The 12091-nt window shown below is 62.5% G+C and carries 9 protein-coding genes; 3 read left to right on the top strand and 6 right to left on the bottom strand.

The features are described from left to right. Positions 1-44: 44 nt before the first annotated feature. The 5 genes from JI744_RS02130 to JI744_RS02110 all read right to left on the bottom strand — a co-directional run bounded on the left by JI744_RS02130 (position 45) and on the right by JI744_RS02110 (position 6332). Positions 45-1130 (bottom strand): ABC transporter ATP-binding protein, encoded by a 1086-nt coding sequence (locus JI744_RS02130; RefSeq protein WP_202657786.1) that lies wholly within the window; start codon positions 1128-1130, stop codon positions 45-47. Position 1131: 1 nt separating this feature from the next. Further along, on the bottom strand, positions 1132-2766 hold the full coding sequence (locus tag JI744_RS02125) for an alpha-amylase family glycosyl hydrolase (RefSeq protein WP_202657785.1): 1635 nt from the start codon (positions 2764-2766) through the stop codon (positions 1132-1134). Beyond that, the gene (locus JI744_RS02120; RefSeq protein ID WP_202657784.1) at positions 2767-3900 is read right to left on the bottom strand and encodes a carbohydrate ABC transporter permease; all 1134 of its coding nucleotides are present in this window, start codon (positions 3898-3900) and stop codon (positions 2767-2769) included. Beyond that, positions 3900-4895 (bottom strand): carbohydrate ABC transporter permease, encoded by a 996-nt coding sequence (locus tag JI744_RS02115; protein ID WP_202657783.1) that lies wholly within the window; start codon positions 4893-4895, stop codon positions 3900-3902. Before JI744_RS02115 ends, JI744_RS02120 begins: the two co-directional genes overlap by 1 nt. 81 nt (positions 4896-4976) lie before the next feature. Further along, positions 4977-6332, bottom strand: a complete 1356-nt coding sequence (locus JI744_RS02110; RefSeq protein ID WP_202657782.1) for an ABC transporter substrate-binding protein — start codon at positions 6330-6332, stop codon at positions 4977-4979. 296 nt (positions 6333-6628) lie between these two features. Between JI744_RS02110 and JI744_RS02105 the strand changes: the two genes are divergently transcribed. From JI744_RS02105 to JI744_RS02095, 3 genes are all read left to right on the top strand, one after another. Continuing rightward, positions 6629-7666 carry a LacI family DNA-binding transcriptional regulator gene (locus JI744_RS02105; protein ID WP_202657781.1) on the top strand — a complete coding sequence of 346 codons (1038 nt, stop codon included), beginning with the start codon at positions 6629-6631 and terminating at the stop codon, positions 7664-7666. A gap of 10 nt (positions 7667-7676) precedes the next feature. Continuing rightward, positions 7677-8999 carry a GH1 family beta-glucosidase gene (locus JI744_RS02100; RefSeq protein ID WP_202657776.1) on the top strand — a complete coding sequence of 441 codons (1323 nt, stop codon included), beginning with the start codon at positions 7677-7679 and terminating at the stop codon, positions 8997-8999. 126 nt (positions 9000-9125) lie between these two features. Continuing rightward, positions 9126-10613: an acetyl-CoA hydrolase/transferase family protein gene (locus tag JI744_RS02095; RefSeq protein ID WP_202657775.1), complete on the top strand. Its 1488-nt coding sequence runs from the start codon at positions 9126-9128 to the stop codon at positions 10611-10613. Here the strand turns inward: JI744_RS02095 and JI744_RS02090 are convergent. Continuing rightward, positions 10610-12073 carry an aldehyde dehydrogenase gene (locus JI744_RS02090; RefSeq protein ID WP_202657774.1) on the bottom strand — a complete coding sequence of 488 codons (1464 nt, stop codon included), beginning with the start codon at positions 12071-12073 and terminating at the stop codon, positions 10610-10612. The genes JI744_RS02095 and JI744_RS02090 overlap by 4 nt on opposite strands. Positions 12074-12091: the final 18 nt, after the last annotated feature.

Below are 12091 nucleotides of genomic sequence, written 5' to 3'. Positions count from 1 at the left end.
TGTTTCATCCAGCCAAAGAAGGCGGAGGACCGCCCCTGACGAGGTTAGCGATACAGCAGCGACCGGCCATCGGCGAAGATATGCACCTTGGCGGGGCTGGCACCAAAGGTCACCGTCTTGTGCCGCAGGTCAGGGTGGATGCCGGGCAGCTTGGCGATGATATGCGCGCCGCCACCGGGGCGGGCGACGTAAAGCTGTGTTACCTCGCCCAAGGCTTCGACAATCTCGATCTCTCCGGCGAACAGACCTTCGGCGGGGACGGCCACCATATCCTCGGGCCGCACGCCGACGTTGACCTTGCGGCCCTGATCGGCGGCAGTCGTCGGCACGGCGGACCGCGCGGTGCCGCCACCGTCCAGCCGTACTACGGTTTCGGCACCGGTGGCGATGATTTCACCCGGAAGCAGGTTCATCGCGGGCGAGCCGATGAACTGCGCCACGAATTCATCGACCGGGCGTTCATACAGCTCCAGCGGCGTGCCGACCTGGGCGATGCCCTTGCGGGCCAGAACGACGATGCGAGATGCCAAAGTCATCGCCTCAACTTGATCATGGGTCACATAGATCATGGTGCGGTCGGGCATCGCCTCTTTCAGCTGGGCAATCTCGATCCGGGTGGCGACGCGCAGCGCGGCGTCAAGGTTCGACAGCGGTTCATCGAACAGGAACACCTTGGGGTCGCGCACGATGGCGCGGCCGATGGCGACGCGCTGACGCTGGCCGCCCGACAGCGCCTTGGGCAGGCGGTCAAGATAGGGCGTCAGTTGCAGGATACGGGCGGCATTCTCGACGGCCTTGTCGATGTCGGCCTTGGGCATCTTGGCGATTTGCAGGGCAAATTCCATGTTCTGCCGCACGGTCATATGGGGGTAAAGCGCATAGCTTTGAAACACCATCGCAATGCCGCGCTGGGCCGGGGGCACGTCGTTCATGCGCTGCCCGCCGATCAGCAGATCGCCGCCGGAAATCCGCTCCAGCCCGGCGATCATGCGCAGCAGGGTGGATTTGCCGCAGCCCGAGGGGCCGACGAAAACGATCAGCTCGCCCGTCTTGATCTCTAGGTTGATGTCTTTAAGGACGCTGACCTCGCCATAGGATTTGACGACATTGCGCAGGGAAAGATCGGTCATCTCAGCCTCCCGTTGAAGTGAGGATCGCATAGGCCCAGGGGGCCAGCGTCAGGGTTCCGCCTTTGGGGGCGATGTCGGTCAGATCGGGCGCGCTGGGCGACCATGTGCCGGAAGGGGCGGGTGCAGTCGCAGGCGCGTCCGACAGGTTGAAGGCGCAGAACAGGGTTTCCGTGCTCGATTGGCGGGTGAAGGTCAGCACGCTGCCGGTGGCCTTGGTTCCCGTCATGCTGCCCACGCGCAGCGCAGGGTGCGCCTGCCGCAGCGCGATGGCGCGGCGATAGTGGTGGATCAGGCTGGCCGGGTTCGCCTCTGACGCATCGACGGCCAGGGGCAGGTGTTCGGCGGGCACGGGCAGCCACGGCTTTGCATTGCCGGCAAAGCCGCCGTTGGTGGCATTCTGGGTCCAGACCATCGGGGTGCGGCAACCGTCGCGGCCCTTGAACTCTGGCCAGAACTGGATGCCATAGGGGTCTTGCAGATCGTCATAGGCAATCTGCGCCTCTGGCAGGCCCAACTCTTCGCCCTCATAGATGCAGGCCGATCCGCGCAGGGTCATCAGCAGGGTCGCATAGGCGCGCGCCCCGGCATCGGACAGGTTCCAGCGGCTGATGTGGCGGGCCACGTCATGGTTGGAATAGGCCCAGCAGGCCCAGCCGCCGGGCGCGACCTGATCCACCTTGTGGAAAGTGTCGGCGATGAAGCTGGCCGACAGGGGGGCGTGGCCCGACAGCATTTCGAACGCATAAGACATCTGCATCCGGTCATTGCCGCTGGTGTATTCGCCAAGGATTTCAAGGCCACGCTGGCTGTCGCCAATCTCGCCCACTGCCGCTGCGCCATAGGGGTCCATCTCGGCGCGCAGACGCTTCAGGAACTCGATATTGCGGGGGTGGTTCTTGTCGTAGAGGTGGCGCTGGTGGTTGTAGGGGTTGACCTTGGGCGCGGTTTGATCATTGCGCTCTGCCACCGGCAGGGGCGGATTGTCGCGCAAAAGTTCGTCGTGCATGTAAAAGTTGATCGTATCCAGCCGGAAGCCATCAACCCCGCGTTTCAGCCAGAACCGCGCCACATCCAGCAGCGCCTCTTGCATCGCGGCGCAGTGGAAATTCAGGTCGGGCTGCGAGGTCAGGAAGTTGTGCAGGTAATATTGCTCGCGCCGTGCATCCCATTGCCAGGCAGAGCCGCCAAAGATCGACAGCCAGTTGTTCGGCGGCGTGCCGTCGGGCTTTGGGTCGGACCAGACGTACCAATCCGACCGGGGGTTGCTGCGGCTGGCGCGGCTGTCCTTGAACCAGGGGTGCTGGTCAGAGGTATGCGACAGCACAAGGTCGATCAGCACCTTAAGCCCGTGGGAATGGGCGGTTGCAATCACCTGATCGAAATCGGCCAGCGTGCCGAACATCGGGTCAACGTCGCAGTAATCCGACACGTCATAGCCAAAGTCCTTCATCGGCGAGGTGAAGAACGGCGAAATCCAGATCGCATCTACCCCCAGCGAGGCGACATGGCCAAGGCGCTGGGCAATGCCCGCCATATCGCCGATGCCGTCGCCATTCGTATCCTGAAAGCTGCGCGGGTAGATTTGATAGATCACGGCGCCCCGCCACCAGTCGGGGTCTTTTTTCAGCATGTTCATTCAGCCACCTTTGACCGAGCCGGCCAGCAGACCGCGCACCAGGTATTTTTGCATTGAGAAGAAGACGATCAGCGGCACTGCGATGGAGATGAAGGCCGAGGCCGCAAGGATTTCCCAGTCACCGCCCTTGGAACCGAGGAGTTCGCGCAAGACCCCGGTCATCACCAGTTGGTCGGGGCGGTTGCCAAGGAAGACGGTGGCGACCAGCAGGTCGTTCCACACCCACAGGAACTGAAAGATCGCGAAAGAGGCGAGTGCGGGGAAGGAAAGCGGCAGGATGATCTTGCGGAAGATGTGGAACTCGGTCGCGCCATCGACGCGGGCACTTTCGATGATCTCTCGCGGCAGGCCGGTCATGTAGCTGCGCAAGAGGTAGATCGCCAGCGGCAGGCCAAAGCCGGTATGGGCCAGCCAGATGCCAAGGTAGCTTTTGCCAAGGCCGATGTCGTTGTGGAATTTCAAAAGCGGGATCAGCGCCAGTTGCAGTGGCACCACCAGCAGGCCGACGATGCCCGCGATGATCAGCGACCGGCCGGGAAAATCCATCCACGCCAGCGCATAGGCGGCGAAGGCGGCGATCAGGATCGGGATCAGCGTGGCCGGAATCGTCACCGTCATCGTGTTCAGGAAGGCGCGGCCCAGCCCTTCGGCCCCGATCACCTTGACGTAATTGTCGGTGGTGAACTTGGGCGGTTGGGTCGAGGTGAAGAAGATGCGCATCCCGCGCCCCTCTTCGAATTGGGTCGGCGAGGTCAGGCGATAGGCGCCATCTGCCGCCACGGTAAGTTTCTGGCCGTCTTTCAGATCGGCCACGTCACCCGGTTTTAGCGCATCGGGCGCCTTCGACGTGGTGCCCCAGGCGCTGATCACCTGACCGGGTTCAAAGGCATTGCCCGCGATGACCCAAAGGTCGCCTTCCTGCTTTTGATCCGCCGCTGTGCCTGCACGGAAAAAGTCGGATTGGGTGGAGGGGAAAGCCGCCTGCCACCAGCCGGTAGCCGCGATCTGGTCCTTGTCACGGAAGGAGGAGACCAGCAGGCCCAGTGTCGGCACCGTCCAGACGATCACCAGCAGCAGGGCGGCAAGGTTCACGGCCCAAGTCAGGCGGGCCTTGGTTCCGGCGATATTTTCCATCACTGCATCTCCCGCCGGGCGTTGCGGATGTTCCAGACCATGATCGGCGTGACCAAGGCCATGATCACGATAGCAATAGCTGACCCGCGCCCGTAATCGGGCGTGCCGCGGAACATCCAGTCATACATGAAGTTCGCCAGCACCTGAGACCCCCACTGGCCGTTGGTCATCACGAACACGATGTCGAACACCTTCAGCACGGTGATTGTGATGGTGGTCCAGACCACGGCGATGGTGCCCCAGATCTGCGGCACCTTGATGCGGAAGAACAATTGCCAGGGGTTGGCACCATCCAGAATGGCCGCCTCGACCGTTTCTTCCGGGATGCCGCGCAGGGCGGCGGACAGGATCACCATGGCAAAGCCGGTCTGAATCCAGATAAGCACCGCCATCAGGAAAAAGTTGTTCCAGAACGGGATTGACAACCAGGTTTGCGGATCGCCGCCCAAGGCCTGCACAATGGCATTCAGCAGCCCGATCTGGTCGCGGCCTTCGGCGCGGAAATCATAGACGAATTTCCAGATCACGCCCGCGCCGACAAAGGAAATCGCCATCGGCATGAAGATCAGGCTTTTGGCAAGGTTGCCCCAGCGGATGCGGTCGGTCACCTGTGCCGCAATCAGGCCGAAAAAGGTGGAAAGCGACGGCACGACCAGCAGCCAGACAAGGTTGTTCAGGATGGATTCCTGAAACTTGGGGTCGGAAAACAGCCAAGTATAGTTCGACAGGCCCACCCAGTTTTCGCCCGCGGAATCGTGCAGGCTGCGCCAGATGGATTCGAAGACCGGATAGACGAGGTAAAGCCCAAGCGCCAAAAGCGCCGGTCCAAGAAACAACCATGGCCGGATCAGGCCCGCGCGGGTGATGTTGCGCGCGGCATTCGGGCCACGCGCGGGCAGCGCGGCGTCCAGCAGGAAATTGGTGCCCCAGAACCATGCCGCGCAGCCGAAAACGCCGACGATGATGGTGGTCAGGCCGAACAGGATCTGTTCCATGGTCCTCCTCCGTCCCGCCGCAAGGGGCAGGTTATGGCAAATGCGCCCGCCCCGTGTGTGGGGCGGGCGATGCGGTGGGGGTTATTTGCCCAAGGTGTCCCAGGTGGCCTGAATCTGCTTGGCCACATCTTCCGCCGACTTGCCGCCGGTGAAATCAACCATGCCGGTCCAGAACGCACCTGCGCCAATCGCACCGGGCATCAGATCAGACCCGTCGAACCGGAAGGTCGAGGCGTTCAGCAGGATGTCGCCCATCTTTTTCAGCGTGGCATCGCCATAGACTTCGGTGTTCACGCCCTTGTAGGGGGTGACAAAGCCGGTTTGCGCCATCCAGATTTCATGGGCGATGGGGGTTTGCAGGAAGGCGATGAAGGCGTCCGAGGCCGCATTGTCGGTCAGCTTGCCGAACATAGTGCCCGCACCAAGGACGGGCTTGCCCAGATCCTTGTCGGCATAGGCGGGGAAATAGAAGAAGTCGGCATCCTGCCCGATCACCGTGCCTTCGGGGAAGAACGACGGGATGAACGACGCCTGACGGTGCATGTAGCATTGCGGCGGCGAGGAGAAGAGGCCCTTGGGGCTGTCGCGGAAGTCGGTGGCGGCAACCGAGGCCACCCCGCCAGCCACATTGGCGTCGGTCTTGGCGAACCAGCCGAAATCGTCGATGGCGGCGATGACCTTGGGGTCGTCGAACTTCAGCTTGTTGGTCACCCAGTCGTCATAGTCGGCGGGGGTGTTGATGCGCAGCATCAGGTCTTCGACCCAATCGGTCGCAGGCCAGCCGGTGGCCCCGCCCGAGCCGAGACCGATGCACCACGGGGTGCCGCCATCAGCCACGATCTTTTCGGTCAGCGCCTTCAGCTCTTCCATGGTCTGCGGAATTTCATAGCCCGCATCGGTGAAATTCTCGGGCACATACCAGACCAGCGACTTCACATCGGCCTTGTAGGGGAAGGCATACATATGCTCTGCCCCGTCCTTGCCGGCATAGCGGCCATAGGCGGCCCAGCTATCCCCGGCGGCGTAATTGTCTTTCACCCATTGTTCGACCCCATCGGCCAAGGGGAGCAGATAGCCCTTTTTTGCCAGATCGGCGGCAAGGCCCGGTTGCGGAAAGACTGCGATATCGGGGGGCGAGCCTGCTTCGCTGTCGATGACGATCTGCTGTTCAAAGCTGGTCGAGCCGGAATAGACGATGTCGGCGCCGGTTGCGGCCTCAAAATACGCGGCGACGCTTTCGAACAGCTCTTTGTCCGGCCCAAGCCAAGAGCCGAGGACGGTGATCTTCTGGCCCTTCAGGTCCTGTGATTTCAGGGCTTCGAACGAATCCCAGTGGAACCGGCTGTCTTCGCCGGGGGCGAATTTCAGGTCTTGCGCAAAAGCGCCCGTGGTCGTCAGCGCGGCCATCGCCACGCCAAGCGTCAGCAATCTTTTCATATCTTCCTCCCAAACCCGCCCGTTCGAAATGCCGGAGCAATAAAGCGCATGGGTACTCCCGTTCCAAAGCGCTTTGGTTGGCGAAAGGTGGGCGAGGGCGCGTGTAAAGTCAACGATTCTGATAGCGCCTGTACTTTGAAGCTTTATTTTACTGAGGAAGTGGCAGTGTCATGGGGCGAGGGTTTCCGGCGTGGGCGCATTGACCTTGGCGCTTGCTGTCGATAGCGTCAAAGTAATCAAAGCGGTTTGAATGGCGCAGCACAAGCTGCTGGCCGGTTGACCGCCGGGCTTGCGGGATGAACCTTAAGGATCTGGCAGATCAGTTAAACCTGTCACCCACCACCGTCAGCCGGGCGCTGAACGGGTATCCCGAGGTGTCAGAGGTCACGCGCGCGCGGGTCGAGGATGCGGCGCGGCGCTATAATTATCGGCCCAATACGCAGGCCAAGCGGCTGGCCACCGGGCGGGCGATGGCAATCGGCCATGTTATTCCAATCTCGACCCAGCATGAAATTGTGAACCCGGTTTTCGCCGATTTCATCGCTGGCGCGGGCGAGGTTTATGCCCGGTCCGGCTATGATCTTTTGATGACCATTGTCCCGGATGAGGATCAGGACCGGATTTACCGCGAGATCCGGTCCAAGAGGAATGTCGATGGCTGCATCGTTCATAGCCCCAAAATGGCAGAGCCGCGGATCGGGTTGCTGCGCGAACTGGGGTTGCCTTTCGTGGTGCATGGCCGCGCCACGCTGGAAACCGGCCCCTATTCCTGGGTGGATATGAACAACATCCGCGCCTTTCACCGCGCGACAGAGTTTCTGATTGATCTGGGCCACCGCCGTATTGCGCTGATCAACGGGATCGAGACGATGGATTTCGCCCATCGCCGCCGGTTGGGGTTTGAACAGGCGCTGGCCGCGCGCGGGGTGCAGGCCGATCCGGGGCTGATGGCGTCGGGCGAGATGACCGAGGCGCAGGGATACCACGAAGCGATGGCGATGCTGGCGGGGCCACAGCGGCCGACGGCGTTCCTGACCTCTTCGCTGCTGTCGGCGATGGGGGTGCGGCGGGCGCTGGGCGATCTGGGGCTGGTGCTGGGGCGCGATGTGTCGATCGTGACGCATGACGACGACCTGAGCTATTTGCGCAATGGCGGGGATGAGCCGATTTTCACCGCCACCCGGTCCTCGGTGCGCGATGCCGGGCGGCGCTGTGCGCGGTTGCTGCTGCGCCAGATCGAGCTGGGCAAGGCCGCGGTTCCCAAGCCAGTGGGCGAATTGCTGGAGGCGCCGCTGATCGTGGGCGCGTCAACCGGACCGGCGCCAGGAGTGTAAAGGACAGGCCATGATTCCCAACCGCAGCACGTTTCCGCCGGGGTTTCTGTTCGGGGCCGCCACCTCGTCCTATCAGATCGAGGGGCATCGCTTTGGCGGCGCGGGGCAGACCCATTGGGACAGTTTTGCCGCCACCCCCGGCAACGTGGTGCGGGCCGAGGATGGCGCTGTTGCCTGCGACCATTACCACCGCTGGCCCGAGGATCTGGACCTGATCGCGGCGGCGGGGTTTGACCTGTACCGCTTTTCCACATCCTGGGCGCGGATCCTGCCCGAGGGGCGGGGCGCGGTGAATGCCGAGGGTCTCGATTTCTATGACCGGCTGGTGGATGGGATGCTGGAGCGCGGCATCAAACCGGCGCTGACGCTGTATCATTGGGAATTGCCGTCGGCGCTGGCCGATCTGGGCGGCTGGCGCAACGGCGATATTGCCAACTGGTTTGCCGATTATGCGCAGGTCGTCTGCCGCCGCTTGGGCGACCGGGTGTGGTCTGCCGCGCCGATCAACGAGCCGTGGTGCGTGGGCTTTCTGTCGCATTTTCTGGGCCTGCATGCGCCGGGCCTGCGCGACATTCGCGCCACCGCGCGGGCGATGCACCATATCCTTCTGGCCCATGGCCGCGCCATTCAGGTGATGCGGGGTCTTGGCATGGGCAATCTGGGGGCGGTGTGCAATTTCGAATATGCCCACCCGGCCGATGACACACCTCAGGCTGCCGCCGCAGCGCAAAGGTATGATGCCCATTACAACAGGTTCTTTGCTCAAGGTCTTTTCAAGGGCAGCTATCCCGATGAGGTAATGCAGGCCTTTGCCCCGCATATGCCCGCAGGCTGGCAGGATGATTTCGCCACCATTCAGGCCCCGCTGGATTGGTTCGGGTTGAACTACTACACCTGCAAACGCATTGCGCCGACGGATGGCCCATGGCCCGCCCATGCCGAGGTAGAGGGGCCGCTGCCCAAGACGGCGATGGGTTGGGAGATTTACCCCCAGGGCCTGCATGATTTTCTGGTGCGGGTCGCGCACGACTATACGGGTATATTGCCGCTCTATATCACCGAAAACGGCATGGCCGCGCCTGATGTGCTGCGCGGCGGGGGGTGTGACGACGCCGACCGGATCGCCTATTTCGCCAGCCATTTGCAGGCCTGCCGCCGGGCCATTGCCGATGGTGTGCCGCTTGCCGGATACATGGCATGGTCTCTGCTGGACAATTACGAATGGTCGCTGGGATATGAAAAGCGCTTCGGGCTGGTGCATGTTGATTTTGACACGCAGGTGCGGTTGCCCAAGGCATCGTGGCACGCGTGGAAGGCGGCGCTGCGTGGGTGACTGAGTTATTTGTTTTTTAATATAGCCATGCAAATTTCGCATGGCAGAGTTCAGCATGCAATTGTATGCAAGAGTGCCGCCGTCGTTTACGGCAACAAGATCATGCCCCTGAACAAAGGCCATCCCATGCAGGACCGTATCCGCAACGCCGCCTTGCATCAGCGCATCATGTCCGCCCCCGAAGCCGCCGCCATGATCAAGGATGGCATGGTCGTTGGCATGTCAGGCTTTACTCGCGCGGGCGAGGCGATGGCGGTGCCTCTGGCGCTGGCCGAGCGGGCAAAGACCGAGCCGCTGAAGATCACCCTGATGACGGGGGCAAGCCTGGGCCATGACCTGGACAAGATTCTGGCCGAGGCGCATGTGACCGCCCGCCGCATGCCGTTTCAGTCTGACCCGGGCCTGCGCCGCGCAATCAACGCGGGCGAGGTGATGTTCATCGACCAACATCTGTCGGAAACGGTCGAACAATTGCGCACCCGGCAGATTCCGGGCGTGGATATTGCCGTGATCGAGGCAGCGGCGATTACCGAGGAAGGGGGGATCATCCCCACCTCTTCCGTTGGAAATTCGGCGTCCTTTGCCATCCTCGCACCCAAGGTCATCGTTGAAATCAACACCGCGCAGCCCCTGTCGTTCGAAGGGCTGCATGACATCTTCATTCCGACCTACCGGCCCAACCGGATGCCGATTCCAGTCGTGACGCCCGACAGCCGTATCGGCCTGCCCTATATTCCGATTCCACCCGAGAAAATCGCGGCCATCGTGCTGACCCACAAGCAGGACAGTTCTGCCGCGATCCAGCCGCCCGATGATGAAACCCGCGCCATTGCCGGGCATCTGATCGCGTTCTTTCTGAACGAGGTGGCGGCGGGCCGGATGGACAACCGCCTTGCCCCCTTGCAGGCCGGCATCGGCACGATTGCCAATGCCGTGCTGCACGGGCTGATCGACAGCCCGTTCCATGACCTGAAGATGTATTCTGAGGTATTGCAGGATTCGACGTTCGATCTGATGGATGCGGGCAAGCTGACCTTTGCCTCTGGCTCCTCGATCACCCTGTCCGAGGCGAAGAACGCGCAGGTTATGCCAGAGTTCGAGCGCTATAAATCGCGGCTGATCCTGCGCCCGCAGGAAATTTCGAACCACCCGGAGGTGGTGCGCCGTTTGGGCTTGATCGCCATCAACACCGCGTTGGAGGTGGATATCTACGGCAACGTCAACTCCACTCATGTGATGGGCACGCAGATGATGAACGGCATCGGCGGATCGGGCGATTTTGCCCGCAATGCGCTGCTGTCGATCTTTGTGTCGAAATCCACCGCCAAGGGTGGCCGAATTTCTTCGGTGGTGCCGATGGTTTCCCATGTCGATCATACCGAGCACGACGTGGATATTCTGGTCACCGAACATGGCCTTGCCGATCTGCGCGGCCTTGCCCCACGCGAACGGGCGCTTCGGGTGATCGACAACTGCGCCGCGCCCGAATGGCGCCCGCTGCTGGCCGACTATCATGCCCGCGCCTGCAAACTGGGCGGCCACACCCCCCATGTGCTGGAAGAGGCACTGTCCTGGCACGTTCGCCTGCGCGACACCGGGCGGATGCAGCCCTAGCGCATCACGAACGGGTCGGGGATCGGGTCGTCCGATGTGCGCAGCCAGACGGTTTTGACCGCGGTGTAATCCAATGCCGCCGCCATGCCGCCCTCCCGCCCATGGCCCGACAGGCCGTGGCCGCCAAAGGGCGCGATGGGCGACACCGCGCGATAGGTGTTCACCCAGACGACCCCGGCGCGGATGCGCCGGATCATGCGATGCGCGCGGGTCAGGCTGCGGGTGAAGACGCCCGAGGCGAGGCCGAATGCGGTATCATTGGCAAGGGCCAGCGCCTGTTCCTCGGTATCAAAGGTCACGACCGACAGCACAGGGCCAAAGAATTCCTGTTGAAGGGCAGGGGCGTCGGGCACCTCGCTGCAATCAAGAATTGTCGGTGGAAAGTAAAAGCCCGCGCCTTCTGGGGCTTGCCCGCCGGTAACCAGCTTTGCCCCTGCCGCCAGCGACTGCGCAATCAACGCGGCGATGCGGTCACGCTGGCGTGCGGTGCAAAGGGGGCCAACCTCGGTTTCCATCCGGTCGGGCGCGCCGATGGCCACGGCTTCGGCCTTGGCTTTCAGCCGGGCCAGAAAGGCATCTTTGACGCTGCGCTGCACCAGCAGGCGCGACCCGGCCACACAGCTTTGCCCGGTCGCAGCAAAGATACCCGAAACCTGCGCATTCGCCGCACTGTCCAGATCGGCATCTTCAAACACGATGAAGGGCGATTTGCCGCCCAGTTCAAGCGACACTTTGGCTAGGTTTTCGGCCGATCCGCGCACGATATGCCGCGCGGTCTCCGGCCCGCCGGTAAAGGCGATATGCGCCACCTTGGGGTGCGTAGTCAGCGCCACCCCCGCCTCTGGCCCGCCGGTCAGGATATTGACGACGCCCGCCGGAAAGCCCGCCTGTTCAACCAGCCGCGCAAAAGCCAGCAGGGGGGCTGGGCCGTCCTCAGACGCTTTCAGAACCACAGTGCAGCCTGCGGCCAGCGCCGGGCCAAGTTTCACCGCCGACAGGAACAACTGGCTGTTCCACGGCACGATGGCGGCCACCACGCCCACGGGTTCGCGGCGCAGCCACACCTCCATATCAGGCTTGTCGATCGGCAGATGCGCGCCTTCGATCTTGTCGGCAAGGCCCGCGTAATAGCGATAATATTCCGCGACATAGGCGATCTGGGCCGATGTCTCGCGGATAATCTTGCCCGTATCGCGGGTTTCCAACCGCGCAAGATCGGGGGCTGCCGCCTGCACCAGATCGGCCAGCCGCATCAACAGCTTGCCCCGTGCCGAAGCCGTCAGCGCGGGCCAGGGACCAGCGACGAAGGCCCGATGGGCCGCCCTTACCGCGCGGTCCACATCGCCCGCCGTGGCCATGGGCATGGTGGCCCAAGGCGTGCCGGTTGCGGGATCAAGGCTGTCGAAACTGGCGCTGCCATCTTCGAACTGGCCGTCGATATAATGCTGAAAGCGGTCCATCGGGGTTCCCTGTCAGGC

Origin of the sequence: Fuscibacter oryzae (genome assembly GCF_016765795.1) — a bacterium.
Taxonomy (GTDB): domain Bacteria; phylum Pseudomonadota; class Alphaproteobacteria; order Rhodobacterales; family Rhodobacteraceae; genus Fuscibacter; species Fuscibacter oryzae.
This window is presented reverse-complemented; position numbering and strand designations above follow the sequence as displayed.